Below are 26,197 nucleotides of genomic sequence, written 5' to 3'. Positions count from 1 at the left end.
GCGGTTATGCGCAAATACCTGACAGGCTTGTGGGCGTGCATACGCGCAGGAGAAGATTTCGACACGGCCAAGCTTTTCAGCGAAAAACACCTGCTGAAAGCTTGACCGGTAACAGAGTATCTACAGGTTGGTATGCACATAACCTGTGCACATAACCCTGTAGGAGCTGTCGAGTGAAACGAGGCTGCGATCTCTTGATCCTGATCTTGATCGATTACAAAACCGAAGCAGTCTGAGGCAGTTTCGGCTGGCGATACAGGTCCAGCAGCACCTGGTCCAGCACCGACGACGCACCAAACGGCGCTTTATCGTTGAGGATCGCCACCACCGCCCAGGTATTGCCGTTGACGTCGCGGCTGAAGCCGGAAATCGCCCGCACGGTGTTCAGGGTGCCGGTCTTGACGTGGGCTTCGCCGCGCATCGCCGTGGTCTTCAGGCGTTTGCGCATGGTGCCATCGGTACCGGCAATCGGCATCGAACTGATGAACTCGGCGGCATACGGGCTGCGCCATGCGGCCTGCAGCATCGCGGCCATTTCACGGGCACTCACGCGCTCGGCGCGAGACAGGCCGGAGCCGTTCTCCATGACCAGGTGCGGCGCGGTAATGCCTTTTTTCGCCAGCCATTGACGCACCACTCGCTGGGCCGCCTTGGCGTCATCGCCGTCGGCGTCGGTGCGATAGCGTTGACCGAGGCTCAGGAACAGCTGCTGGGCCATGGTGTTGTTACTGTACTTGTTGATGTCGCGGATGATTTCCGCCAGGTCCGGCGAGTAGGCCCGGGCCAGCAACTTGGCGCCGCTTGGCGTTGGGGCCAGCACGTCCTTGCCCTGGATGCTGCCGCCCAGTTCCTTCCAGATCGCCCGCACGGCGCCAGCGGTGTAGGTCGCGTGGTCAAGCAGCGACAGGTAGGTCTGCGAGCTGCAGCCTTCACCCAGCTGGCCGCCAACCGTCACGGTCACGCTGCCATCGGGCTGGGTTACCGGGTTGTAACGCACGCCACCGGTGCATTGTTTGGAATTGATGGCCTTGACCTGGTTTTCGATGCGAATCGACGCAATGGGCGGCTCGACCGACACCAGCACCCGGCCATTATCGTTGCGCGCGACAAAGCGCAGCGCCTTGAGGTTGACCAGCAGCGAATCCGGTTTGACCAGGAACGGCTTGTTGTTGTCATTGCCGTCGTCGTTGAACTCGGGCAACTGCGGCTGGGTGAAGAAGTTGCGGTCCAGCACCAGGTCGCCGGTGATCTGGGTCACGCCATTGGCGCGCAGGTCACGCATCAGCAGCCAGAGTTTTTCCATGTTCAGCTTCGGGTCGCCGCCACCCTTGAGGTAGAGGTTGCCATTGAGGATGCCGCCGCTGAGGGTGCCATCGGTGTAGAACTCGGTTTTCCACTGGTGATTCGGGCCGAGCATTTCCAGGGCCGCGTAGGTGGTGACCAGTTTCATGGTCGAGGCCGGGTTGACCGAGACGTCGGCGTTGAAGATGGTCGGCGTGCCCGGGCCATTGAGCGGGATCAGCACCAGGGACAGGGCGTTGTCCTGCAGCTTGCTGGCCTTGAGGGCTTTTTCGACGTTGGGTGTCAGGGCGGTGTTGATGGGGGCTGCGTTGACGGGAAAGGCCAATGGAACAAGCAAGCCAGCCAGCAACAATGGACGCAAAGATTTGATCATGTGAAATAGAACCCTGCGGTCGAGGGGGAAAAAAGACGAGGGCATGAAGATAAATTCCCTCAGTGGTCATGAAAGTGTCGGCATTATGCCCCAAGGTTTATCCGCTTGTGCCGTGAGCGGGGCACCTAATCCGCTATTTTTTTACCAGCGGTAGGCCGCGCTTCCCATAGAGACGGGCAATCGGCGGCTTAAACTGCTAAAGTGCCGCCCGTTATTACTTATGAGGATTGTTCCAATGGCGACTAACCGTTCCCAGCGTCTGCGCAAAAAATTGTGCGTCGATGAATTTCAAGAGCTGGGTTTCGAGCTGAACCTGGATTTCAAAGAAGATTTGGCTGATGAAGCCATTGATGCTTTCCTCGACGCGTTCCTGAAAGAAGCCATGGAAGCCAACGGCCTGGGCTATGTTGGCGGCGACGACTTCGGTCTGGTATGCCTGCAGAAGCGTGGCTCGGTCTCCGAAGAGCAACGTGCAGCCGTTGAAGCCTGGCTCAAGGGCCGCAGCGAACTGACCGAAGCGACTGTCAGCCCGCTGATCGACGTCTGGTACCCGGAAAAGCCGATCAATCCGGTAGCTTGATGTCATGAAAAACGGCGACCCAAGGGTCGCCGTTTTTTTATGCGAAGATCTTTAGCATTTCAGGCTTTACGCCAATTCAAGATCACCAGCGTCAACACCCCCGCCACAATCCCCCAAAACGCCGAGCCAATGGAAAACAGTGTCAGCCCCGACGCCGTGACCATGAAGGTGATCAGCGCCGCTTCGCGCTCCTTGACCTCGGTCATGGCAATGCTCAAGCCATTGATGATCGACCCGAACAACGCCAGCGCAGCAATCGACAGCACCAGCTCCTTGGGCAATGCTGCAAACAGTGCCGCCAGCGTGGCGCCGAATACCCCGGCAATGCCGTAGAAAATCCCGCACCACACCGCCGCCGTGTAACGCTTGTTGCGATCTTCATGGGCGTGGGGCCCGGTGCAGATGGCCGCGCTGATGGCCGCCAGGTTGATGCCGTGGGAGCCGAAGGGCGCCAGCAGCAACGAGGCGATGCCCGTGGTGGTGATCAGCGGCGAAGCCGGCACGTTGTAGCCGTCGGCGCGCAACACGGCGATACCTGGCATGTTCTGCGAGGTCATCGCCACCACGAACAGCGGGATGCCGATGCTGATGGTGGCGGCCAGGGAAAAGTGTGGGGTGGTCCAGACCGGCGTGGCAATTTCCAGGTGAAAGGCGCTGAAATCCAGCAGCCCCATGAATCCCGAGAGTGCGGTGCCGATCAGCAGAGCGGCCAACACCGCGTAGCGGGGGGACAGGCGCTTGATCACCAGGTAGGTAAAGAACATCCCCAACACCAGCGCGGTGCGATGCTGCGCGGCGACGAAGATCTCACTGCCGATTTTGAACAGAATGCCCGCCAGCAGTGCGGCGGCCAGGGAGGCCGGGATCTTTTTCACCAGGCGTTCGAAGCTGCCAGTCAGGCCGCAGATGGTCACCAGGAGCGCGCAGGTGATGTAGGCGCCAATGGCTTCGCCGTAGCTGACACCGCCCAGGCTGGTGATCAGCAAGGCCGCGCCGGGGGTGGACCAGGCGATGGTGATCGGCGTGCGATAGCGCAGGGACAAGCCGATGGAGCACACCGCCATGCCGATCGAGATCGCCCAGATCCACGACGAAATCTGCCCGCTGCTCAGGCCCGCTGCCTGGCCAGCCTGGAACATCAGCACCAGGGAGCTGGTGTAGCCGGTCATCATGGCGATAAAGCCGGCGACGATGGCCGATGGCGAGGTATCGGCCAGTGGGCGAAGCTGCGTGTGCGTGGCGTCGTTCATGACGGGGTGTTCCTTATTGCGTACGAAATTATCCAAAGCCAAGCGACCCCCCGTACGGGGATCGCATTCCGGCTGCGGATTCTGCGATCAAGCCTAAACTCAAAAGTAACCAATCGTTGCAATACAGCGGCGCCAACAAACAGCCATACAGTCGTGTTGCCACCATCCATTGTGTACAATCGCGGTGTTTTTTACGCGATACTTGCCAGCGACCCCATGTGCCGTATTACAGTCACGGTCTATTCGCCGCAGTTCTCCCGACTCGAGTGCCCATGAACGAACAGTTGCAGCCCCTCAAGAAACAACCGCGAGCAGGCAAAGCCGGCCGCAGCGGAACCCAGGACGATATTGTCTACGCGCATATCTTCGAGGCGATCCTCGAACAGCGCCTGGCGCCCGGCACCAAGTTGAGCGAAGAAGCGCTGGGGGAAATTTTCGGGGTCAGTCGTACCATCATCCGTCGCGCGCTGTCGCGCCTGGCCCATGAAGGCGTGGTGCTGCTGCGCCCGAATCGCGGTGCCGTGGTCGCCAGCCCAAGTGTCGAGGAAGCTCGCCAGGTGTTCCTGGCGCGGCGTCTGGTCGAGCGCGCGATCACCGAGCTGGCGGTACAGCACGCCACGGCCGAGCAAATCGCCGAGTTGCGCCAGATGGTCAACGATGAGCGTGACAGTTTCTCCCGAGGTGATCGCGGTGCCGGTATTCGTTTGTCAGGCGAGTTCCACCTGAAGCTGGCCGAAGCGGCGAAGAATGCCCCGCTGATCAGCTTCCAGCGCAGCCTGGTGTCGCAGACCTCGCTGATCATTGCCCAGTACGAAAGCGGCAATCGCTCCCACTGTTCGTATGACGAACACACCCAGCTGATCGACGCCATCGAGGCGCGCAATGGCGAGCTGGCAGTGGATTTGATGATGCATCACATGGATCACATCGACAGCAAGCTCAATCTCGACGAGGAAAGTGCGTCGGATGATCTGCATGCGGTGTTCTCGCATTTGTTGCAGACCAAGAAGCCGGGGCGGCCTGCGGCGAAAATCTGATGTTTCGTGGTGCGCCTATCGCCAGCAGGCTGGCTCCCACAGGGTTTGAGGTCGCACGCAAATCTTGTGAACCCACAAATACCTGTGGGAGCCAGGCTCCCACAGGGTTTGAGGTCGCACGCAAATCTTGTGAACCCACAAATACCTGTGGGAGCCAGGCTCCCACAGGGTTTGAGGTCGCATACAAATCCTGTGAACCCCACAAATACCTGTGGGAGCCAGCCTGCTGGCGATAGCGGCAGGACAGGCAATAAAAATCCCCCGGGCTGAAAAGCGCCGGGGGATTTTTTATGCATGCAATTTTTTACCGCTGATGCACCTGAGTCCCCGCCGCATAAGTCTGCAGCACCGTGCGGTCATCCCCCAGGGTCATCAGCACAAACAACGTCTCGGCAATGTTGTTGGCCTGTTTCAAGCGATAGCTCAGCAGCGGCGTGGCGTTGTAATCCAGCACCAGGAAGTCGGCGTCGGTGCCGGGCTTGAGCGTGCCGATCTTGTCTTCCAGGCGCAGCGCACGAGCGCCGCCCAGGGTGGCCAGGTACAGCGATTTGAACGGGCTCAGTCGCGCGCCTTGCAGCTGCATCACCTTGTAAGCCTCATTCAGCGTCTGCAACAGCGAGAAGCTGGTGCCGCCGCCGACGTCCGTGCCCAGGCCCACGTTCAACTTGTGCTTTTCAGCCATCGGCAGGTTGAACAGGCCGCTGCCGAGGAAGAAGTTCGACGTCGGGCAGAAGGCGATGGCCGAGCCGGTCTCAGCCAGCCGTGCGCACTCGTCGTCGCACAGGTGCACGCCATGAGCGAACACCGAACGCTCGCCCAGCAGTTGGTAATGGTCGTAGACGTCGAGGTAGCCCTTGCGCTCCGGGAACAGCTCCTTGACCCACTCGACTTCCTTGAGGTTTTCGCTGATGTGGGTCTGCATGTACAGGTCAGGGTATTCGCCGAGCAACTGGCCAGCGAGGGTCAGTTGCTCCGGGGTGCTGGTCGGTGCAAAGCGTGGCGTCACCGCGTAGTGCAGGCGACCCTTGCCGTGCCAGCGCTCGATCAGCGCCTTGCTTTCGACGTAGCTGGATTCGGCGGTGTCGGTCAGGTAGTCCGGGGCATTGCGGTCCATCATCACTTTGCCGGCGATCATGCGCAGGTCCAGCTGCTCGGCGGCTTCGAAGAACGAGTTCACCGATTGCGGATGCACGCTGCCAAATACCAGGGCGGTGGTGGTGCCGTTGCGCAGCAGTTCCTTGATGAAAATGTCCGCGACTTCGTCGGCGTGGGCCTTGTCGGCGAACTGGCTTTCGCAGGGGAAGGTGTAGGTGTTAAGCCAGTCCAGCAACTGCTCGCCGTAGGCACCGACCATGCCGGTTTGCGGGAAGTGGATGTGGGTGTCGATGAAACCTGGGGTGATCAGGGCGTCCTGATAATGGTTGATCTCGATGTCCGCCGGCAGGGTCGGCAGCAGGTCGCTGGCGTGGCCGAGGGCGCTGATCTGGCCGTTGTCCACCACCAGCAGGCCGTCTTCGAAATACTCATAAGAGGCTTCGATGCCAACTTCGGCGGGGTCGGCGATGCTGTGCAAAATGGCGGCGCGGTAGGCTTTGCGAGTCAAAGTCATGTGTATTTCTCAACTGGAGGCTTGGCTGCGACGTGAAGCGGGCAGCAGTTTGGCAATCGATGATCCGGCGCTGGCAGTCTGCTGGCCGAAACTGGCGTTGTACGTGGCGATGATTTCGCCGGCGATGGAGATGGCGATTTCAACAGGCAGTTTGCCTTTGACTTCACCAATGCCCATCGGGCAGCGCATGCGTTGCAGCACGGCGCTGTCGAAGCCGCGGTCGCGCAGGCGATGTTCGAATTTCACCCGTTTGGTCTTCGAGCCGATCAGGCCGAAGTAGGTGAAATCGTTGCGCTTGAGCAAGGCGGCGGTGAGTTCGAGGTCGAGCTGGTGGTTGTGGGTCATGACGATGCAATAACTGCCAGCGGGCAGGTTATCGATTTCATCCACAGGCTCTTCGCTGACGATCTTGCGCACGCCGTGGGGGATCTGCTCGGGGAATTCCGATTCCCGCGAGTCGATCCAGCGCACCCGGCAGGGCAGGCTGGCAAGCAGCGGCACCAGCGCGCGGCCGACGTGGCCGGCACCGAACACGGCGATCTGAGCCTGCACCTGGCCCATCGGCTCGAACAGCAACACGGTGACGCCGCCGCAGCACTGGCCCAGGCTGGCGCCCAGGCTGAAGCGCTCCAGATGGGTGTCCTGCCGGCCGCTGGCGAGCATCTCGCGGGCAATCTGCATGGCCTTGTATTCCAGGTGCCCGCCACCGATGGTGTCGAAGGACTGGTTGGCGCTGATGACCATTTTCGAGCCGGCGTTACGCGGAGTCGAGCCGAGTTCTTCGATGATGGTGACCAGCACGCAGGGCTCACCCTGGTGTTGCAGGTCGGCGAGGGCGTCGATCCAGTTGTACATGTTTCACCTCAACATCTTTGGTGTCTGTTCGACCGTCATCGCTAGCAGGCTAGCTCCCACAGGTTTTTCTGTTGTTCACAAAATCTGGATTCAGTACAAAATCCTGTCTGAGCCAGCCTGCTGGCTAAATCGCTAGCAGGCTAGCTCCCACAGGTTTTTCTGGTGTTCACAGAATCTGGATTCAGTACAAAATCCTGTGGGAGCCAGCCTGCTGGCGATTAGCCGCGCCTCGGTTTAAAGCGAAGCCAGCTCGGCCTCTGCTTCAACCGCTTTCGCCGCCTTCAACTGCCGCATCTGCTCACAGCCCCACAACACCCGCTCCGGGGTCGCCGGTGCGTCGATTTGCGGTTGATGCCTGTAGTCACCCAAGCTCGCTACGGCATCCTTTATCGCGCACCAGGCCGCAATGCCGAGCATGAACGGCGGCTCACCGACTGCCTTGGAATGGAACACCGTGTCTTCCGGGTTCTTGCGGTTTTCCACCAGCTTCACCCGCAGGTCCAGCGGCATGTCCGCCACCGCCGGGATCTTGTAGCTGGCCGGGCCGTTGGTCATCAGCTTGCCCTTGTTGTTCCACACCAGCTCTTCCATGGTCAGCCAACCCATGCCCTGGATGAAACCACCCTCGACCTGGCCGATGTCGATGGCCGGGTTCAGCGAGGCGCCGACGTCGTGAAGGATGTCGGTGCGCAGCATCTTGTACTCGCCGGTCAGGGTGTCGATGATCACTTCGCAGCAGGCAGCGCCGAAGGCAAAGTAGTAGAACGGCCGACCCCGGGCCTGACTGCGGTCGTAGAAGATTTTCGGGGTCTTGTAGAACCCGGTGCTCGACAGCGATACCTGGGCGAAGTACGCCTGCTGGATCAAGGCTTCGAACGTCAGGATATGGTCGCGTACCCGCACGTGGCCGTTGTGGAATTCCACGTCCTCTTCGCTGACCTTGTACTGGCGCGCGGCGAATTCCACCAGGCGTTTCTTGATGATTTCGGCAGCGTTCTGCGCGGCCTTGCCGTTCAGGTCGGCACCACTGGAAGCAGCGGTCGGCGAGGTGTTCGGCACCTTGTCGGTATTGGTTGCGGTGATCTGCACCCGGTCCATTTCCACTTGGAACACTTCGGCCACCACCTGCGCCACCTTGGTGTTCAAACCCTGGCCCATTTCAGTACCGCCATGGTTCAGGTGAATGCTGCCATCGGTGTAGATGTGGATCAGCGCACCGGCCTGGTTGAGGAAGCTGGCGGTGAAGGAAATGCCGAATTTCACCGGGGTCAGCGCCAGGCCTTTTTTCAGGATCGGGCTGTTGGCGTTGTAGCGCCGGATCGCTTCACGGCGTTCGGCGTACTGACTGCTTTCTTCCAGTTCGGCGGTCATTTCCTCGAGCATGTTGTGCTCGACGGTCTGGTAGTAGTGAGTGACGTTACGCTCGGTCTTGCCGTAGTAGTTGGCCTTGCGCACCGCCAGCGGGTCGAGGCCCAGGTGCCGGGCAATGGAATCCATGACTTCTTCGATCGCGACCATCCCTTGCGGGCCGCCGAAACCACGGTAAGCGGTGTTGGAGGCGGTGTTGGTCTTGCAGCGATGACCGTTGATGGTCGCATCGCCCAGGTAATACGAGTTGTCGGCATGGAACATCGCCCGATCGACAATCGATGCCGAAAGGTCCGGCGAGCAGCCGCAGTTGCCGGCCAGTTCCAGGGCGATGCCATGCAGGCGCCCGGTGCTGTCGAAGCCCACGTCGTATTCGACATAAAACGGGTGACGCTTGCCGGTCATCAGCATGTCTTCGACCCGCGGCAGGCGCATCTTGGTCGGCTGGCCGGTCAGGTGGGCGACCACCGCGCACAGGCACGCAGGGCTCGCCGCCTGGGTTTCCTTGCCACCAAAGCCGCCGCCCATCCGGCGCATGTCGACCACGATCTTGTTCATCGACACGTCCAGCACCTCAGCCACCAGTTTCTGCACTTCGGTGGGGTTCTGGGTCGAGCAGTAGACGATCATCCCGCCGTCTTCGGTCGGCATCACCGAGGAGATCTGGGTTTCGAGGTAAAAGTGCTCCTGGCCGCCGATGTGCAGCGTGCCCTGGATGCGATGTTCGGCGCTGGCCAGCGCAGTGGTTGAATCGCCGCGTTGATGGGTGTGACTGTCGAGTACAAAGTGGCGCTTGCGCAGGGCCTCGACCACGTCCAGCACCGGCTCGAGGTCTTCGTATTCGATGATCGCCGCCATCGCAGCTTTGCGCGCCGTTTCCAGGTCCTTCGCCGCGACGGCCAGCACCGGCTGGCCGACGAACTGCACGTCATCGATGGCCAGCAAGGGATCACCCGGCAGCAACGGGCCGATGTCTTTGAGCCCCGGCACGTCTTCGTGGGTGATGGCGATGCGCACGCCTTCGAAGGCATAGCAGGGGCGGGTATCAATGCTGATGATTTTCGCGTGGGCACGGTCCGACAGCCGCGCATAGAGGTGCAGCTGGTTGGGAAACTCCAGGCGGTCGTCGATGTACTGCGCTTCACCGGACACATGCTTGGCGGCGCTGTCGTGCTTGACGCTGCGGCCGACGCCGGTGGTCAGGTCCTTGGCGAACAGTTCAGCCAGTTCGGCTTGGGTCTTCTCTACAGCGTGATGATTAGACATAAGCGGTCACCCGAGTCTCGATGTGCGGTGTTTGCAGTTCGATAAAGTATTTGCGCAGCAGGTTTTGCGCGCTGAGCAGGCGGTATTCCTTGCTGGCGCGGAAGTCTGAGAGCGGGGTGAAATCCTGTGCCAGGGCCGCGCAGGCGCGTTCCACCGTGGCGTGGTTGAACGGCGCGCCGAGCAACACGGTTTCGCAGTGACTGGCCCGTTTCGGAATCGCCGCCATGCCACCGAATGCCACGCGGGCATCGGCGATCACACCGTTTTCAATGCGCAGGTTGAACGCGGCGCAGACGGCGGAAATATCATCGTCCAGGCGCTTGGAAACCTTGTAGGCGCGGAACAGCTGTTCAGCGCTGGCACGCGGGATGATGATCTTCTCGATGAACTCGCTTTCCTGCCGCGCAGTCACGCGGTAGTCGATGAAATAATCTTCCAGGGCCAGGGTGCGGCGGGTTTCGCCCTTGCACAGGACGATCTGCGCGCCCAAAGCGATCAGCAGCGGCGGCGAGTCGCCAATTGGCGAAGCATTACCAATGTTGCCGCCCAGGGTGCCCTGGTTGCGGATCTGCAATGAAGCGAAGCGCTGCAGCAATTCACCGAAGTCCGGGTACTCGGCCTTCAAGGCTTCGTAGCAGTCCGACAGGGCGGTGGCGGCGCCGATTTCCAGGCGATCGTCGAAGCGTTCGATGCGCTTCATCTCCGCGACGTTGCCGACGTAGATCATCACCGGCAGGGTGCGGTGGAATTGTGTCACTTCCAGCGCCAGGTCAGTGCCGCCAGCCAGCAGCCGGGCCTGTGGATAAGCATCATAGAGGTCGGCCAGGTCGGCCACGGTCAGCGGCACCAGGCAGCGTTTGTCGCCGCTGTTGAGTTCGCCGATATCGGTCGGCGCGATGGCTTTCAGGCGGGTAATGGTGTCGGCTTCACGGGCATCGAACTGGTCCGCGGGCTTGCCGCAGCAGGACTGCTCGGCGGCCTCCAGGATCGGCCGATAGCCGGTGCAGCGGCAGAGGTTGCCGGCCAGCGCTTCGTGGGCCTTGTGCGAGTCGGGTTGATCGCTGTTCTTCTGCAGGGCAAACAACGACATCACGAAGCCGGGGGTACAGAAGCCGCACTGCGAACCATGGCATTCGACCATGGCCTTCTGCACGCTGTGCAGCTCGCCCTGGTGCTTGAGGTCTTCGACGCTAATCAGTTGTTTGCCGTGCAGGGACGAGACGAACGTCAGGCACGAGTTGAGGCTGCGGTAACGAATGTGCTCGCGGCCAGCGTCGTCCGTCTGCAGTTCGCCGACCACCACGGTGCAGGCGCCGCAGTCACCGCTGGCGCAGCCTTCTTTGGTGCCGGGTTTGCCCACATGGTCGCGCAGATAATTGAGCACGGTCAGGTTCGGGTCCAGGGCGTGCTCACTACGGAGTTCCTGGTTTAGTAAAAACTGGATCACGGAAGGCCTCGCAGACTCATTATTGTTGTTAACCGCTTTGCACCGAATTTATCAGGTCTGACTTTTCGGTCAATGATTTTCTGACTTAAAGGTCAGGAAATAACAATTTGGCGATCAACAGCGCGTTCCATCAGTATTGACCCTTGCGGGGCGCCTGGTTTGTTTCAGGATTTTTGTTTGGTTTTTTTTTAACAATCCTGCGTGAATCGTGCCAAAAACCGCCGGGTGGGCACTCCGCCATGACCCCTCATGTGCGCTACACTGCGCCGCCTGTGCAGATCGAAAGAGTTTGAAGGACAATCATGACGTTCAAGGCGCCGGACAGCCTCGCCGAGCAAATTGCTCACCACCTCGCCGAACGCATCATTCGCGGTGAAATGAAGCCCGGGGAGCGGATCCAGGAACAGAAGGTCACCCTGGCCCTCAATGTCAGTCGCGGGTCAGTCCGCGAGGCGCTGCTGATCCTCGAGCGCCGCCACCTGATCGCGATCCTGCCGCGGCGGGGCGCGCACGTCACCGAATTGACCGCGCACAAGGTGCAGAGCCTGTGCACGCTGATGTGCGAGCTGTACATTCTGCTCGGCAATGCCGTGGCAACCGGCTGGCAGGTCCAGGCGGACATGGCGCCGTTCGTGCAGATCCAGCAGCGCCTGGCCGACAGTTACGAGCGCCAGGACATCCGCACCTTCGTCGATGACAGTTTTAACGTCATGCGCGCGGCGTATCCCTTCGCCAACAACCCGTACCTGCAGGAAACCGTCGAGAACCTGCAACCGGCTATGAGCCGCGCCTATTTCCTTGCCCTGGACCAACGCAAAGCGTCGATGAGCGAGTTCCTGGAACTGTTCGAACGCTTGCTCGCTGCGGTACTGGCACGGGACTTCCCGCTGATCCGCACGGTGCTGACGGCCTATGCCCAGCGCAGCAGCGATCTGGTGGTTTCCGCCCTGACGGACGCTTAAGCGTGCGGCTCAAGTGCATCAAGCTGGCGGGGTTCAAATCCTTCGTCGACCCGACCACCGTCAACTTCCCGAGCAACATGGCGGCGGTGGTCGGGCCCAACGGTTGCGGCAAGTCGAACATCATCGACGCCGTACGCTGGGTGATGGGCGAGAGCTCGGCCAAGAATTTGCGCGGCGAGTCGATGACCGACGTCATCTTCAATGGCTCCACCAGCCGCAAACCGGTCAGCCAGGCCAGCATCGAACTGGTGTTCGACAACTCCGATGGCACCTTGCTGGGCGAGTACGCCGCCTATGCGGAAATATCCATTCGCCGCAAAGTCACCCGCGACAGCCAGACCACCTACTACCTCAACGGCACCAAGTGCCGGCGTCGCGACATCACCGACATCTTCCTCGGTACCGGCCTGGGGCCGCGCAGCTACTCGATCATCGAGCAGGGGATGATCTCCAAGCTGATCGAGTCCAAGCCCGAGGACCTGCGCAACTTTATTGAAGAAGCCGCGGGCATCTCCAAGTACAAGGAGCGCCGGCGCGAGACCGAAAACCGCATCCGTCGCACCCACGAAAACCTCGAGCGCCTGACCGACCTGCGCGAAGAGCTCACCCGTCAACTCGAACGCTTGCACCGCCAGGCCGAGTCGGCCAAGAAGTACCAGGAACTCAAGGGCGAGGAGCGTCAGCTCAAGGCGCAATTGTCGGCCCTGCGCTGGCAGGCGTTAAATGACCAGGTGGGGCAGCGCGAAGCCATTATCGGCACCCAGGAAATCACCTTCGAGGCGCTGGTCGCCGAGCAGCGCAATGCCGATGCGAGCATTGAACGCTTGCGTGACGGGCACCACGACCTGTCCGAACGCTTCAACCTGGTGCAGGGACGCTTCTATTCCGTCGGCGGCGACATCGCCCGCGTCGAGCAGAGCATCCAGCACGGCCAGCAGCGACTGCGCCAGTTGCAGGACGATCTCAAAGAAGCCGAACGCGCACGCCTGGAGACTGAATCGCACCTGGGGCACGACCGCACGCTGCTGCTGACCCTCGGCGAAGAGCTGGACATGCTTACCCCGGAACAGGAAGTCACCAGCGCGGCCGCCGAAGAGGCCGCTGCAGCCCTGGAAGAATCCGAAACCACCATGCATGGCTGGCAGGAGCAGTGGGACACGTTCAACCTGACCGCTGCCGAGCCGCGGCGCCAGGCCGAAGTGCAACAGTCGCGCATCCAGCAGCTGGAAACCAGCATGGAGCGCCTGGCCGACCGGCAGAAGCGCCTGGGTGAAGAGCGCGCGTTGCTTTCAGCCGACCCGGAAGACGCCGCGATCATGGAGCTCAGCGAACAGCTGGCGGCCAGCGAGGCGACCCTGGAAGACTTGCAGGCCAGCGAAGAAGCCCAGGTCGAACGCCTGGAGCAGTTGCGCCAGGAGCTGCAGCAGGCGCTGTCGGCGCAGCAGCAGGCCCAGGGTGATCTACAGCGGCTCAACGGTCGGCTGGCGTCCCTGGAAGCCCTGCAGCAGGCCGCGCTCGATCCGGGTACCGGCACCGCCGAATGGTTACGTGAACAGCACCTGGCCGACCGCCCGCGCCTGGCCGAAGGCCTCAAGGTTGAAGCAGGCTGGGAGCTGGCGGTAGAGACCGTACTGGGTGCCGACCTGCAAGCCGTGCTGGTGGATGATTTCAGCGACTACGACCTGGCCGGTTTCGCCCAAGGCGACCTGCGCCTGCTGAGCCCGGCCAGCGATGGCCTGCGCGTACCCGGCAGCCTGCTGGACAAGGTCGAGGCGCAAATAGACCTGGCACCCTGGCTGGGGCAGGTCAAGCCGGTCGACAGCCTCGAACAGGCCCTGGCACTGCGCGGTCAGTTGAGCGCCGGCGAAAGCCTGATCAGTCGTGATGGTTATTGGGTCGGCCGGCATTTCCTGCGTGTGCGCCGGGCCAGCGAAGCCGAAAGCGGTGTGCTGGCGCGGGGCCAGGAAATCCAGAACCTTGGCCTTGAGCGCGAAGAGCGCGAAGCCACGGTCGAGACCCTGGAAACCCAGCTGCAGAATCTGCGGGCGCAACAGCGGCAGCAGGAAAACGGCCGCGAACATTTGCGTCGCCTGTTGCAGGACGAAGCGCGCCAGCAAGGCGAATTAAAAGCCCAGTTGTCCGCCGGCAAAGCCAAGGCCGAGCAGCTGTCATTGCGCCGCACCCGGCTCGACGAAGAACTCACCGAGCTTGCCGAACAGCGCGCCCTGGAACACGAAAACATCGGCGAGGCGCGCCTGCAGTTGCAGGAAGCCCTCGACAGCATGGCGCTCGATACCGAGCAGCGCGAGTTACTGCTGGCGCAACGGGACAGCCTGCGTGAGCGCCTCGATCGAGTGCGCCAGGAAGCCCGCCAGCACAAGGACCACGCGCACCAGCTGGCCGTGCGCCTCGGCTCGCTCAAGGCGCAGCACGACTCCACGCGCCAGGCCCTGGAGCGCCTGGAGATGCAGTCCGAGCGCCTGACCGAGAAGCGCGAGCAACTGAGCCTCAATCTGGAGGAGGGCGAGGCACCGCTGGAAGAGCTGCGCCTCAAGCTCGAAGAACTGCTCGACAAGCGCATGACCGTCGACGAAGAACTCAAGACCGCGCAGATCGCCCTGGAAGATGCCGACCGCGAACTGCGCGACGCGGAAAAACGCCGCAGCCAGGCCGAGCAGCAGTCGCAGCTGATTCGCAGCCAGCTGGAAACCCAGCGCATGGAATGGCAGGCCCTGACCGTGCGCCGCACCTCCTTGCAGGACCAACTGCTGGAGGACGGCTACGACCTGCACGGCGTGCTCGCCACCCTCACGGCCGAGGCCAGCGAGAAGGACGCCGAGGAAGAACTCGAGCGCATTGCCGCGCGCATTCAACGCCTGGGCGCGATCAACCTCGCAGCCATCGACGAGTACACCCAACAGTCCGAGCGCAAACGTTATCTGGATGCGCAGAACGACGATCTGGTGGAAGCGCTGGACACCCTCGAAAACGTCATTCGCAAGATCGACAAGGAAACCCGTAACCGCTTCAAAGATACCTTTGATCAGATCAATGGCGGATTACAGGCACTTTTCCCAAAAGTTTTCGGTGGAGGGCGCGCCTATTTGGAACTGACGGGCGAAGATCTACTCGATACAGGGGTGACGATCATGGCGCAGCCGCCCGGAAAGAAGAACAGCACCATCCATTTGCTCTCCGGCGGTGAAAAAGCCCTGACTGCACTGGCCCTGGTTTTTGCGATCTTCAAGTTGAATCCGGCGCCGTTCTGCATGCTTGATGAGGTCGACGCTCCACTGGATGACGCTAACGTTGGACGCTACGCCCGACTGGTCAAGGAAATGTCGCAGACGGTGCAGTTCATCTACATCACCCACAACAAGATCGCCATGGAAATGGCCGATCAACTGATGGGGGTGACGATGCACGAGCCGGGCTGCTCCAGGCTGGTGGCAGTGGATGTCGAGGAAGCGATGGCGATGGTGGATGCCTGAGGCGAACTTGCAGAAAGGGGATTGCAGGTGCGAATGACGTGTTCGAGGGCCTTGAGTTACAGCTAATTCGACATATTCGCACTGGGCGGGAAGACAGACGGTGTAAAGTTGCCTTTGGTCGTGCTAGTTTAATATCAATTTTTCGTATACGTGGGCAAAACGCCTGTCAGAACATAGAGTTGGCGCCACGTTTTAAAGCGGTTTGCGAGTTGTAAACCCCTTATTTTTCAGCATTTTTTATAGAGGCACGGGATTACATGGAAATCGGTCTGCGCGAGTGGCTGATCGTCATCGGCATCATTGTCATTGCCGGTATTCTTTTTGATGGCTGGCGCCGTATGCGCGGCGGCAAGGGAAAACTGAAATTCCGTCTTGACCGAAATTTATCCAATCTGCCGGACGAGGACACCAGCGCCGAGCTGTTGGGCCCGCCCCGCGTCCTGGACACCCATAAGGAACCGCAGCTGGACGAGCATGATCTGCCGTCGGTGAGCATGCCGGCCCGTGACGCCCGTGAATCGGGTGCCAAGCGTGGCAAGCGTGGCCACGGCGAGCCGTCCCAGGGCGACCTGAACCTCAACCTCGACCTGGACGGCGGCCCGAGCTTCAGCAGCCGTGACGACGATTTCCCGGACGACACCAAGCCTGCGCACTCCAGCAGCGAGCGGGATCAGCCGCAAGCCGAGGAAGTGCTGGTGATCAGCGTGATCTGCCGTGACGCGGCCGGTTTCAAAGGCCCGGCGCTGCTGCAGAACATTCTTGAAAGCGGTCTGCGCTTCGGCGAAATGGATATCTTCCACCGCCACGAAAGCATGGCTGGCAACGGTGAAGTGCTGTTCTCCATGGCCAACGCCGTGAAGCCGGGGGTGTTTGACCTGGACGATATCGATCACTTCAGCACTCCGGCGGTCAGCTTCTTCCTCGGCCTGCCAGGCCCGCGTCATCCGAAGCAGGCCTTCGAAGTGATGGTGGCGGCGGCGCGCAAGCTGTCCCAGGAATTGAACGGCGAATTGAAAGACGACCAGCGCAGCGTGCTGACCGCCCAGACGATCGAGCATTACCGTCAGCGCATCGTGGAATTTGAACGTCGTGCGCTGACTCAGAAACGATAGAGGCAAAAAGATCGCAGCCTCGTTTCACTCGACAGCTCCTACGCAGATCGCATGTTTCCCGTAGGAGCTGTCGAGTAAAACGAGGCTGCGATCCTTTGATCCAGATAAGATTGAGCAGCCTAGGCTGCTCTTTTGCTTTATGAGAGAACACCCATGACCGCCGCCAAAACCCGCATTCTAGAGCTGCGCACCGAGCTCGATCAGCACAACTATCGCTATCACGTGATGGATGAGCCGAGCATTCCGGACGCGGAGTACGATCGCCTGTTCCACGAACTCAAGGCCCTCGAAGCCGCGCATCCGGAACTGGTCACCAGCGACTCGCCCACCCAGCGCGTTGGCAGCGCGGCATTGTCGGCGTTTACCCAGGTGCGTCATGAAGTGCCGATGCTCAGCCTCGGTAACGCCTTCGAAGAAACCGACATGCGCGAGTTTGATCGTCGGGTCACCGAAGGTCTGGATCTGCCGGTCGGTGACCTGCTGGGCGGCGGTGCGGCGGTCGAATACAGCTGTGAGCCCAAGCTCGATGGCCTGGCGGTCAGCCTGTTGTATCAGGATGGCGTACTGGTGCGCGGCGCGACGCGCGGCGACGGTACGACCGGTGAAGACATCAGCGTCAACGTGCGCACCGTGCGCAACATCCCGCTCAAGCTGCAAGGCAGCGGCTGGCCGGCGACCCTGGAAGTGCGCGGCGAAGTGTTCATGTCCAAAGCCGGCTTCGAGCGGCTCAACGCCACGCAGCTGGAAGTCGGCGGCAAGACCTTCGCCAACCCGCGCAATGCCGCCGCCGGCAGCTTGCGTCAGCTGGATTCGAAGATCACCGCCAACCGTCCGCTGGAATTCTGCTGTTATGGCATCGGCCAGGTCTCGGCCGATATCGCCGACACCCACATCGGCAACCTCAAGCAGCTGCAACAATGGGGCATGCCAATCAGCCGCGAGCTGAAGCTGGCCCACGGTATCGACGAATGCCTGGATTACTACCGCGACATCGGCGAACGTCGCAACAGCCTGGCTTACGAAATCGACGGCGTGGTGTTCAAGGTCAACAGCATCGCCTCCCAGCGCGAGCTGGGCTTCCGTGCGCGCGAGCCGCGCTGGGCCATCGCGCACAAATTCCCGGCGATGGAAGAACTCACCGAATTGCTCGACGTCGAGTTCCAGGTCGGACGCACCGGCGCGGTCACCCCGGTGGCGCGCTTGAAACCGGTCAAGGTCGCGGGTGTCACCGTGGCCAATGCGACCTTGCACAACATGGACGAAGTCGCGCGACTGGGGCTAATGATCGGCGATACCGTGATCATCCGCCGCGCTGGCGATGTGATCCCGCAAGTGGTGCAAGTCGTCACCGAGCGCCGCCCCGAAAATGCCCGGGCGGTGCAGATTCCCGAGCAGTGCCCGGTGTGTGGCTCGCACGTCGAGCGCACCCAACTGGTCAAGCGCAGCAAGGGCCGCGAAACGGTCAGCGAGGGCGCGGTGTATCGCTGCGTCGGTCGCCTGGCCTGTGGCGCACAACTCAAGCAGGCGATCATCCACTTCGTCTCGCGCCGTGCCATGGACATCGAAGGCCTGGGCGACAAGAGCGTCGAGCAGTTGGTCGACGAAGGGCTGGTGAGCTCGCCAGCGGATCTGTATGCCCTCAAGTTCGAGGACATCGTCGACCTCGAAGGCTTTGCCGAGCTGTCGAGCAAAAAACTCCTCAGCGCCATCGAAGACAGCAAGAAGCCGAGCCTGGCGCGCTTCATCTACGCCCTCGGGATTCCCGATGTCGGCGAAGAGACGGCCAAGGTCCTGGCGCGCTCCCTGGGTTCCCTGGAGCGCGTGCAGCAAGCCTTGCCGCAAGTGCTCACGTACTTGCCGGACGTCGGCCTGGAAGTGGCACACGAGATCCACAGCTTCTTCGAGGACGCGCACAACCGCCAGGTCATCGCCGAATTGCTCAAGCACGGCCTGGAGATTCAGGACCAGGGCGAACTGGGCGCCGAATTCTCCGCCAGCACCACCCTGGGCGGGTTCCTCGACAAGCTGCACATCCCCTCGGTCGGCCCGGGCGGCGCACAGAAGCTGGCAGACAAGTTCGGCTCTCTGGAAGCGGTGATGAATGCCGACTGGCTGGACATGCGCCAGGCCTTGCCGGAGAAGCAGGCGAACGCGGTGCGGGAGTTTTTTGCCATTGAAGACAATCGCCAGCGCGCGTTGAAGGCCGAGGCGCAGTTGACCGAGTTCGGCATGCACTGGCTGAGCGAGAAAAAAGTCGTCGAAGGCTTGCCGCTGGCCGGGCAAACCTGGGTCCTGACCGGTTCGCTGGAACTGATGAGCCGCGACGTGGCCAAGGACAAGCTGGAAAGCCTGGGCGCCAAGGTCGCAGGCTCGGTATCGGCCAAGACCCATTGCGTGGTGGCAGGACCGGGTGCCGGTTCGAAACTGGCCAAGGCCAACGAGCTGGGCTTGAAGGTGCTGGATGAAGAGGCGTTTGTCGGGTTCCTGAAAGACCACGGCGTCCCGACCTGACAAACAGGATCAAAAGATCGCAGCCTTCGGCAGCTCCTACAGGGCTCACACCACTCGTAGGAGCTGCCGCAGGCTCGGGCCGCGATCGGACGATCTTTTGATCCACCCAACAAAACTCCGGGAACGATATCCCAGCCCCAATGATCTAGTCTTGGCCAGCCCCAGGGAGAGATCGCCATGTACCGCTTCTTCGAACAGCTCAGTTCCCGCATCGCCGCACCTTTTATCAGCGAGACGTCCCGCAACAGCAAGGTCTGGCAGTGCCGCTGCGGGCAGTCGCTGTTCTTCAGCAACAGCCAGTGCCTGGCCTGCTCCGCAATGCTGGGCTATCAGCCGGAAAAAAGCCGCCTGTCCTCCCTGCAACCCGGCCCGCAGCCCGACACCTGGCTGCTCGACGCCGAGCCCGAGGCAGGGCTGTTCCGTCGTTGCGCCAACCTCGACTCCCCAGCCGCCTGCAACTGGCTGCTGCCGGCCGATGACCACAACGCGCTGTGCATCGCCTGCAGCCTCAACCACACCATCCCGGACCTGGCCATCACCGAGAACCACGAACGCTGGCGCAAGGTCGAGACGGCCAAGCGCCGTCTGGTGGCGCAACTGGTCAGCCTGGGGTTGCAGGTGATTCCCAAGACAGTCGACGAAGAAACCGGTCTGGCATTCGATTTCATCGGCGTCGATCTCGAAGGGCAGGCGCCCACCACCGGGCACGCCAACGGCCTGATCACCCTGGACATCAAGGAAGCCGACGACGCCCATCGGGAAAAAATCCGGGTGCAGATGCACGAACCTTATCGCACGCTGCTCGGCCACTTCCGCCACGAGGTCGGTCATTACTACTGGGACCGCCTGATCGCCAACAGTCACTGGCTGGAGCCGTTTCGCAATCTGTTCGGCGACGATCGCGCCAGCTACGCCGAGGCGCTCGATCGCCATTACCAGCAGGGCGCCCCCCTGGACTGGCAGCAACACTGCGTCAGCGCCTACGCCACCATGCACCCCTGGGAAGACTGGGCCGAAACCTGGGCGCACTACCTGCACATGATGGACGCCGTGGACACCGCATTGGGGTTTGGCATGAGCGCCCGGGAGATGGATTTCGACTACCAGCCATTCCCGCTCGAAACCCTCTACGACCCCCAGCATCCCGGTGGCCCGGCGTTCCTGTCCTTCGTCAATGCCTGGATCGAACTCGCCGGCATGCTCAACGAACTGTCACGCAGCATGGGTCAGCCGGATTTCTACCCCTTCGTCCTGCCACCAGCGGTGATCGCCAAGCTGCACTTCATCCACCTGGTGATCCAGGGGGAGGGTGGCAGGGCGGATGAGGTATTGGCGCAAGCATAATTCCGGCGGGCGCTGCCGAAGGCTCGGGCCGCGTTCGGACGATCTTTAAGGGGCCAACGCATGTCATTGACCGGCCTCATATTTTTTTATCCTGTCGAACGGTTGTAACTTCGTCTCAGATAGGTACAATGGCGCGGCTCGCCGACAGGTGAGTGTCGTTATGGTGACCCCATCGGTCCCCCCGCAACGATTACCCGTGAACCTGGTCAGATCCGGAAGGAAGCAGCCACAGCGGGAACATTGTGTGCCGGGGTGTGGCTGATGGGGTTACCACCTATCTCCAAGTCGTTGCGCCTGCAACGATGCTCCAGTCAAAAACCTCAAAATGCGCCAGCGTCCAGATCACCTCAGCGGTGAACTCTGACGGGCAGGCGTGTTTGCAGTGATTTTTGTAAGTCTCTGCGCTTCGAAAATAGCGATTAACCTGATATCGACATTCCCATCCTCGCGATGAGGAACAGCAGTAGAATCAGAAAAAATACTCGAATAAATCCGCTGCCATACCGCAGGGCTAGAAATGCCCCAGTGAGCGAGCCTGCGATATTGCACAGACCAACGACTCCGCCGACAGCCCATAAAATGTTGCCCGATGGAATAAAAAACAGCAGTGCGGCGCTGAATGTCCCCAGGTTAACCAGTTTTGCCGAGGCTGAAGCATTTAAAAAATCAAACCCGAAAAACTTCACAAAAACAAAAAGAAGCAGGCTGCCGCTGCCGGGCCCGAAGACGCCATCATAAAAGCCGATTAAACCTCCGAAAAATACGCCAAGCAGGAGTTCTCTTCTGCCGCATTGTATGTCAGTGCTGAATCGGCCTAAGTCCTTTTTGATAAAGGTATAGATCGCCATTGCCACCAAGATGATAAAAACTGCATATTCCATAAACCTTTTCGGAATGAGAGAAACCGATAGGGCGCCGAGGTAAGCGAATATAAATGCTGAAACCATGGTTGGAAGCATGAGCTTCCATACAACTCTAACTCTCCTCACGTAAGTGGATATGGAGCAGAGGTTGCCGGCCAGGACAGCCAGTTTGTTGGTTCCGAACACCGTAGCCAGACTATGGCCAGGTAGCGCGTGTATCAGTGCCGGCACCTGGACCAGTCCACCTCCGCCAACCGCAGCGTCAATCAAACTGCCACAAAAAGCAAAAAAACCTAGCGCGATTAGAACTTGCTCGACGTCCATCAGGTATCCAGTGATTAATGCGGCCATGGGCTTCTATTAAATGGAAGAGCATTAGAAGCAGGCCAGGCCCGCACACTAATTACTTGAGGAGTGCGCAACAAGTGCTTTATAGTGATTCAAGCATTCACTTAAAATGAGCGATATTTAAATGGAGCTGTCGCAGCTGAACATGTTCAAGGTGGTCGCTGAGCAAGGCAGTATCGTTCGGGCGTCCGAATTGTTACATTGTGTTCCTTCAAACATAACAAACAGAATAAAGTTGTTGGAGCAAGAGCTGGGCGTATCGCTTTTTATCAGACAGGGCAGGGGGCTTGTGATCAGCCCCTCCGGGAAGTTGTTTCTCGGCTACACAAATAAAATCCTTTCGTTGTGCCAGGAGGCTCGCGGAGCGCTGGATCCTGGGGCTGAGCCGTCAGGGGTATTGAACATTGGTGCAATAGAGTCTGCCGCCACCGGCAGGTTGCCCAAACTGTTATCCAGGTTTCATCAGCATCATCCCGCTGTGCAGATGCAATTCAGCACAGGGGTATGGTCGCAGTTAGTGAATGACGTCCTCGCTTATAAACTGGACGGTGCGGTGATTGCGGTCAAAAATCAGCATCCGGATATAGATCACATGGAAATCTATAAAGAGGAGCTGGTGTTAATCGCTTCACCCCGCCTCGGAAAAATCCACACCCCGCAGGATTTGAGGGGCAAGGCCGTATTCATGTGGCCCGAAGGATGTCCTTACCGAACAGCGCTGACGAGCTGGCTAGGTGAGCATCGAGTACCTGCTGCCATTACCAGCATAGCGAGCTACGGCACTATCCTCGGTTGTGTGAGCTCTGGAGCAGGCGTTTCCCTTGTGCCACGCGGTGTTTTTGAGCAGTTCAGGATGATCGGAGACCTGGAAGGGCACACCTTTGCCGACCTAATGCCGGTCCGGAATTATTTCATATGGAACAGGCACTCAACGGCGCATCGCGCGCGCGACGCGTTTGCAGACTTGCTGAAGGATGAGTTCAAGCCGATCTGACAATATCGCGCCCTAGGGCTTGCCGATATACAGCCGAATGATGTCATCGATCTCCCCGGACATTTTCATCCGCAGCAAGGTGCGCAGGATGCGTTGCACTGGCACCTTGGGGTCATTACGTACATAACACCCCACCCGCTGCTCCTGAAGCACAGCAACACTTTGCAATTGTTGCTCGGGCAGCAAGCGCTGGTTGAACCAGTCCATCGTCCACTGGTTGCTCACCGCGTAGCGATAACGTCCCGCCAGCAGTTTTTCCAGTACCTGTTCCTGGTTGCGCGCGTCTTCGCGGTCCAGCTTGTCGGCGTCGAACAGCGGTTGCAGGGTCGGGTAGGTGTAGCCGCGCACCGTGCCGATCGACTGGCGCGGCAGGTGGGCCGGGTCGGCGGAGGTCAGCGGGTCAGGGCGGCTCAGCAGCACATCGGGCTGAACCCACAGCGGAATGCTCCAGATGTAGTCGCCGGACTGATTGGGCAGCCAGGACTGCGCGGCATAACAGCGCACATCGATTTCGCCATGCTCCATGGCGCTCTGCACCCGCGCCCGGGGCAGTACGTGAAATTCCGCAGGCACGCCCACCTGGGTCGCCAGGCTGAGCATCACGTCATACAGGATGCCCTGTGTCGGGCGACCGCGCTCAAACTGCACCATCGGCATGGTCCAGCTGTCGGGCACCACGAAGCGCAACGGCGCGTCTGCAGCCGCGCCGGTCAAGCTCACGAACAACAATGCCCCCAAGGCCAACCGCATAAAAGCTCCGGTACGTCTGAAACCTGAGCCGTTGAAAGCCCCCGCTGTGCATCTTAGCCAGATTAGACGAGGCATCGGATGCAATTTTGGCCTTGCTCCGCTAGCATTAGCCGCTTGTGTTCCTTCGTGGCGACGGTTTTCGATGAGTTATCAGGTTCTTGCACGTAAATGGCGTCCGCGCTCGTTCCGCGAAATGGTCGGCCAGACCCATGTGCTCAAGGCTCTGATCAATGCCTTGGACAGCCAGCGGCTGCATCACGCCTACCTGTTCACCGGCACGCGCGGGGTCGGCAAGACCACCATCGCGCGGATCATTGCCAAGTGCCTGAACTGTGAAACGGGCATCACCTCCACGCCCTGCGGCGAGTGTTCGGTGTGCCGGGAGATCGATGAGGGGCGCTTCGTCGACCTGATCGAGATCGACGCCGCGAGCCGGACCAAGGTCGAGGACACCCGCGAACTGCTCGACAATGTGCAATACGCCCCGAGCCGTGGGCGCTTCAAGGTCTACCTGATCGACGAAGTGCACATGCTCTCCAGCCATTCCTTCAATGCGCTGCTCAAAACCCTCGAAGAACCGCCGCCCTACGTCAAGTTCATCCTGGCCACCACTGATCCGCAGAAACTCCCTGCAACGATTCTTTCGCGGTGCCTGCAGTTCTCCCTGAAGAACATGACGCCCGAGCGCGTGGTCGAGCACCTGACCCATGTACTGGGTGTCGAGAACGTGCCGTTCGAAGACGATGCCCTGTGGTTGCTGGGTCGCGCCGCCGACGGTTCGATGCGCGATGCCATGAGCCTCACCGACCAGGCCATTGCCTTCGGTGAGGGCAAGGTGATGGCCGCCGACGTGCGAGCGATGCTCGGCACACTCGATCACGGCCAGGTCTACGACGTGCTGCATGCGCTGATCGAAGGCGATGCCAGGGCGCTGCTCGAAGGCGTGCGTCACCTGGCGGAGCAAGGCCCGGACTGGAATGGCGTGCTCTCGGAAATTCTCAACGTATTGCACCGTGTCGCCATCGCCCAGGCGCTGCCTGAGGGTGTCGACAATGGCCATGGCGACCGCGATCGGGTGCTGGCCCTGGCCCAGGCGCTGCCGGCCGAAGACGTGCAGTTCTATTACCAGATGGGCCTGATCGGGCGCCGTGACCTGCCGCTGGCACCGGACCCGCGAGGCGGGTTCGAAATGGTTCTGTTGCGCATGCTTGCGTTCAGGCCGGCCGATACGGCGGACGCCCCGAGGCAGCCGCTAAAGCCAGTGGGGATCAGCCAGGCCACAGTTGATTCCGCAAACTCAGTGGCTGCCGCGCCGGTTGTTGCGCCGGTAGTCGCTACGGCAGCTGCGCCTGTTGTTGCTGCACCCGTTGTTGCTCCAGCACCCGTTCCAGCGCCTGAGCCAGTTGCGCCGGTTGCGCCGCCAGAGCCATTGGTGGAGGCGGTCGCCATCGAGGAGGTGGTCGACCTGCCATGGAACGACCCGGTCGAGCCCGAGGCCGTGCTGCAGCCCGCCGTCGAGCCGATGCTCGAGACCGCTGGCGAGCAGCCCGAATTGCCACCGATGCCGCTGCCCACGCCAGACAGCGTGGTGCCGGATGCGCCGGAGTGGGCCGCCGCGCCTATTCCGGAGCCGTCCGTGGCAGAAGTCGATGCCGCCACCCCGGGCACTGACCTGGACGACGAGCCGCCGCTGGACGAGGATTACATCGAGCCGGACATCGACTCGGCCTACAGCTACCTGGATGAACTGGCCAGCGAACACGCTGCCGAGCCTGCGCCCGAGCCAGAACCCGAGCCGGCCGCCATGCCCGCCACCGGCCTGGCCTTGCAATGGCTGGAGCTGTTCCCGAAACTGCCGATCTCCGGCATGACCGGGAGCATCGCTGCCAACTGCACGCTGATTTCCGTCGAAGGCGACAACTGGTTGATGCACCTGGACCCGGCCCACAGCGCCCTGTTCAACGCCACCCAGCAGCGTCGCCTCAACGACGCGCTGAACCAGTACCACGGGCGCACGCTGACCCTGAGCATGGAGCTGATCAAGCCAGAACAGGAAACCCCGGCCCAGGCCGCGTCCCGGCGTCGGGTGAACCGTCAGCGCGAGGCGGAGGAGTCGATCCATGGTGATCCGTTCATCCAGCAAATGATGCAGCAGTTCGGTGCGGTGATCCGTAACGATACTATTGAACCTGTCGAAGCCCTGGCCAGTCAGGGCTAATAACTGAAGGCGTTCGGCCACAGGTGCCGGGCGCCGTTTTAATCCAAGTACTTTGAGGTGATTCCCATGATGAAAGGTGGCATGGCCGGCCTGATGAAGCAGGCACAGCAGATGCAAGAAAAAATGGCCAAGATGCAGGAAGAACTGGCCAACGCCGAAGTCACCGGTAAGGCCGGCGGCGATATGGTCACCGTGGTGATGACCGGTCGTCACGACGTCAAGCGCGTGAGCATCGACCCAAGCATGGTTGAAGGCCTGAGCGAAGATGATCGCGAGATGCTCGAAGCCGTATTCGCCGCCGCCGTCAACGACGCCGTGCGCAAGATCGAAGCCAACAGCCAGGACAAGATGTCCGGCATGACCGCTGGCATGCAATTGCCACCGGGTATGAAACTGCCATTCTGATTCGCCAAAGCGCGTCGGATGAGCTACAAAAAAATGCCAGGCGTTGAGCTTGGCATTTTTGTTTCTGCCGGTTGCTCATGCGCGACCGGCCCGCGAAGCAGTCAACTCGGTC

Annotated in this window: 18 protein-coding genes, 1 other RNA gene and 1 pseudogene; 12 read left to right on the top strand and 8 right to left on the bottom strand. The window is 60.7% G+C overall.

Going from position 1 to position 26,197, the window contains the following annotated elements; translation table 11 throughout:
* A pseudogene (locus UB23_RS30775) lies at positions 1-105 on the top strand (IS110 family transposase); the annotation flags it as partial.
* Positions 106-214: 109 nt separating this feature from the next.
* Here UB23_RS30775 and dacB read toward each other — a convergent pair.
* Entirely contained in the window at positions 215-1,675 is a 1,461-nt protein-coding gene (gene dacB, locus UB23_RS16140; protein WP_045060298.1) for a D-alanyl-D-alanine carboxypeptidase/D-alanyl-D-alanine endopeptidase, read from the bottom strand.
* 235 nt (positions 1,676-1,910) lie between these two features.
* Here dacB and UB23_RS16135 point away from each other — a divergent pair, with 235 nt between their 5' ends.
* Positions 1,911-2,255 (top strand): YggL family protein, encoded by a 345-nt coding sequence (locus tag UB23_RS16135; protein WP_007896965.1) that lies wholly within the window; start codon positions 1,911-1,913, stop codon positions 2,253-2,255.
* Positions 2,256-2,314: 59 nt separating this feature from the next.
* Here the strand turns inward: UB23_RS16135 and UB23_RS16130 are convergent, their stop codons facing one another.
* Positions 2,315-3,505: a benzoate/H(+) symporter BenE family transporter gene (locus UB23_RS16130; protein ID WP_045060297.1), complete on the bottom strand. Its 1,191-nt coding sequence runs from the start codon at positions 3,503-3,505 to the stop codon at positions 2,315-2,317.
* Positions 3,506-3,777: 272 nt separating this feature from the next.
* On the opposite strand from UB23_RS16130, the gene UB23_RS16125 reads away from it, so the two are divergent.
* Positions 3,778-4,542, top strand: a complete 765-nt coding sequence (locus UB23_RS16125) for a GntR family transcriptional regulator (RefSeq protein ID WP_045060296.1) — start codon at positions 3,778-3,780, stop codon at positions 4,540-4,542.
* 304 nt (positions 4,543-4,846) lie between these two features.
* Here the strand turns inward: UB23_RS16125 and guaD are convergent, their stop codons facing one another.
* The 4 genes from guaD to xdhA form a co-directional block, all read right to left on the bottom strand.
* Complete coding sequence (guaD, locus tag UB23_RS16120) at positions 4,847-6,151, bottom strand: guanine deaminase (RefSeq protein ID WP_045060295.1); 1,305 nt, start codon at positions 6,149-6,151, stop codon at positions 4,847-4,849.
* A 9-nt stretch (positions 6,152-6,160) separates the two neighbouring features.
* Positions 6,161-7,006, bottom strand: coding sequence for a xanthine dehydrogenase accessory protein XdhC (gene xdhC, locus UB23_RS16115; protein ID WP_045060294.1), 846 nt, complete (start codon positions 7,004-7,006; stop codon positions 6,161-6,163).
* A 234-nt stretch (positions 7,007-7,240) separates the two neighbouring features.
* A complete protein-coding gene (gene xdhB / locus UB23_RS16110; RefSeq protein WP_045060293.1) occupies positions 7,241-9,640 on the bottom strand; it encodes a xanthine dehydrogenase molybdopterin binding subunit in 2,400 nt (799 codons plus the stop codon).
* Entirely contained in the window at positions 9,633-11,087 is a 1,455-nt protein-coding gene (xdhA, locus tag UB23_RS16105) for a xanthine dehydrogenase small subunit (RefSeq protein ID WP_045060292.1), read from the bottom strand. Before xdhA ends, xdhB begins: the two co-directional genes overlap by 8 nt.
* Positions 11,088-11,389: 302 nt before the next feature.
* Between xdhA and UB23_RS16100 the strand changes: the two genes are divergently transcribed.
* The 6 genes from UB23_RS16100 (at position 11,390) to ffs (ending at position 20,774) form a co-directional block, all read left to right on the top strand.
* Positions 11,390-12,049, top strand: a complete 660-nt coding sequence (locus UB23_RS16100; RefSeq protein ID WP_045060291.1) for a GntR family transcriptional regulator — start codon at positions 11,390-11,392, stop codon at positions 12,047-12,049.
* Between the two features lie 2 nt (positions 12,050-12,051).
* Entirely contained in the window at positions 12,052-15,540 is a 3,489-nt protein-coding gene (gene smc, locus UB23_RS16095; RefSeq protein ID WP_045060290.1) for a chromosome segregation protein SMC, read from the top strand.
* A 257-nt stretch (positions 15,541-15,797) separates the two neighbouring features.
* Positions 15,798-16,652 carry a cell division protein ZipA gene (gene zipA, locus UB23_RS16090; RefSeq protein ID WP_045060289.1) on the top strand — a complete coding sequence of 285 codons (855 nt, stop codon included), beginning with the start codon at positions 15,798-15,800 and terminating at the stop codon, positions 16,650-16,652.
* 153 nt (positions 16,653-16,805) lie between these two features.
* Positions 16,806-19,163 (top strand): NAD-dependent DNA ligase LigA, encoded by a 2,358-nt coding sequence (gene ligA, locus UB23_RS16085; RefSeq protein WP_045060288.1) that lies wholly within the window; start codon positions 16,806-16,808, stop codon positions 19,161-19,163.
* Positions 19,164-19,340: 177 nt separating this feature from the next.
* Positions 19,341-20,507: a zinc-binding metallopeptidase family protein gene (locus UB23_RS16080; protein ID WP_045060287.1), complete on the top strand. Its 1,167-nt coding sequence runs from the start codon at positions 19,341-19,343 to the stop codon at positions 20,505-20,507.
* Positions 20,508-20,677: 170 nt separating this feature from the next.
* Positions 20,678-20,774: signal recognition particle sRNA small type (gene ffs, locus UB23_RS28610), an RNA gene on the top strand.
* 152 nt (positions 20,775-20,926) lie between these two features.
* Here the strand turns inward: ffs and UB23_RS16075 are convergent.
* Positions 20,927-21,694, bottom strand: coding sequence for a sulfite exporter TauE/SafE family protein (locus UB23_RS16075; RefSeq protein ID WP_045060300.1), 768 nt, complete (start codon positions 21,692-21,694; stop codon positions 20,927-20,929).
* Between the two features lie 148 nt (positions 21,695-21,842).
* Between UB23_RS16075 and UB23_RS16070 the strand changes: the two genes are divergently transcribed.
* Positions 21,843-22,712, top strand: a complete 870-nt coding sequence (locus tag UB23_RS16070) for a LysR family transcriptional regulator (protein ID WP_045060286.1) — start codon at positions 21,843-21,845, stop codon at positions 22,710-22,712.
* A gap of 12 nt (positions 22,713-22,724) precedes the next feature.
* Here UB23_RS16070 and UB23_RS16065 read toward each other — a convergent pair whose 3' ends face one another.
* The gene (locus UB23_RS16065; protein WP_045060285.1) at positions 22,725-23,462 is read right to left on the bottom strand and encodes a substrate-binding periplasmic protein; all 738 of its coding nucleotides are present in this window, start codon (positions 23,460-23,462) and stop codon (positions 22,725-22,727) included.
* Positions 23,463-23,604: 142 nt separating this feature from the next.
* On the opposite strand from UB23_RS16065, the gene dnaX reads away from it, so the two are divergent.
* Together dnaX and UB23_RS16055 are read left to right on the top strand one after the other, a co-directional pair.
* On the top strand, positions 23,605-25,680 hold the full coding sequence (gene dnaX, locus UB23_RS16060) for a DNA polymerase III subunit gamma/tau (RefSeq protein WP_045060284.1): 2,076 nt from the start codon (positions 23,605-23,607) through the stop codon (positions 25,678-25,680).
* Between the two features lie 66 nt (positions 25,681-25,746).
* Positions 25,747-26,085 (top strand): YbaB/EbfC family nucleoid-associated protein, encoded by a 339-nt coding sequence (locus UB23_RS16055; RefSeq protein ID WP_028621409.1) that lies wholly within the window; start codon positions 25,747-25,749, stop codon positions 26,083-26,085.
* Positions 26,086-26,197: the final 112 nt, after the last annotated feature.

The sequence above is a fragment of the Pseudomonas sp. ES3-33 genome (assembly GCF_000952175.1).
Classification (GTDB): Bacteria; Pseudomonadota; Gammaproteobacteria; order Pseudomonadales; family Pseudomonadaceae; genus Aquipseudomonas; species Aquipseudomonas gregormendelii.
Note: the sequence above shows the minus strand (reverse complement) of the source record. Positions and strands in the feature narration are given on the sequence as shown.

Bases quoted from the DNA above. Each gene is read 5' to 3' on its own strand.
- xdhB (WP_045060293.1), bottom strand. From the start codon at position 9,640: ATGTCTAATCATCACGCTGTAGAGAAGACCCAAGCCGAACTGGCTGAA.
- UB23_RS16080 (WP_045060287.1), top strand. From the start codon at position 19,341: ATGTACCGCTTCTTCGAACAGCTCAGTTCCCGCATCGCCGCACCTTTT.
- UB23_RS16130 (WP_045060297.1), bottom strand. From the start codon at position 3,505: ATGAACGACGCCACGCACACGCAGCTTCGCCCACTGGCCGATACCTCG.
- UB23_RS16065 (WP_045060285.1), bottom strand. From the start codon at position 23,462: ATGCGGTTGGCCTTGGGGGCATTGTTGTTCGTGAGCTTGACCGGCGCG.
- UB23_RS16125 (WP_045060296.1), top strand. From the start codon at position 3,778: ATGAACGAACAGTTGCAGCCCCTCAAGAAACAACCGCGAGCAGGCAAA.
- dacB (WP_045060298.1), bottom strand. From the start codon at position 1,675: ATGATCAAATCTTTGCGTCCATTGTTGCTGGCTGGCTTGCTTGTTCCA.
- zipA (WP_045060289.1), top strand. From the start codon at position 15,798: ATGGAAATCGGTCTGCGCGAGTGGCTGATCGTCATCGGCATCATTGTC.
- guaD (WP_045060295.1), bottom strand. From the start codon at position 6,151: ATGACTTTGACTCGCAAAGCCTACCGCGCCGCCATTTTGCACAGCATC.
- UB23_RS16070 (WP_045060286.1), top strand. From the start codon at position 21,843: ATGGAGCTGTCGCAGCTGAACATGTTCAAGGTGGTCGCTGAGCAAGGC.
- ligA (WP_045060288.1), top strand. From the start codon at position 16,806: ATGACCGCCGCCAAAACCCGCATTCTAGAGCTGCGCACCGAGCTCGAT.
- dnaX (WP_045060284.1), top strand. From the start codon at position 23,605: ATGAGTTATCAGGTTCTTGCACGTAAATGGCGTCCGCGCTCGTTCCGC.
- UB23_RS16135 (WP_007896965.1), top strand. From the start codon at position 1,911: ATGGCGACTAACCGTTCCCAGCGTCTGCGCAAAAAATTGTGCGTCGAT.
- UB23_RS16100 (WP_045060291.1), top strand. From the start codon at position 11,390: ATGACGTTCAAGGCGCCGGACAGCCTCGCCGAGCAAATTGCTCACCAC.
- UB23_RS16055 (WP_028621409.1), top strand. From the start codon at position 25,747: ATGATGAAAGGTGGCATGGCCGGCCTGATGAAGCAGGCACAGCAGATG.
- UB23_RS16075 (WP_045060300.1), bottom strand. From the start codon at position 21,694: ATGGACGTCGAGCAAGTTCTAATCGCGCTAGGTTTTTTTGCTTTTTGT.
- xdhC (WP_045060294.1), bottom strand. From the start codon at position 7,006: ATGTACAACTGGATCGACGCCCTCGCCGACCTGCAACACCAGGGTGAG.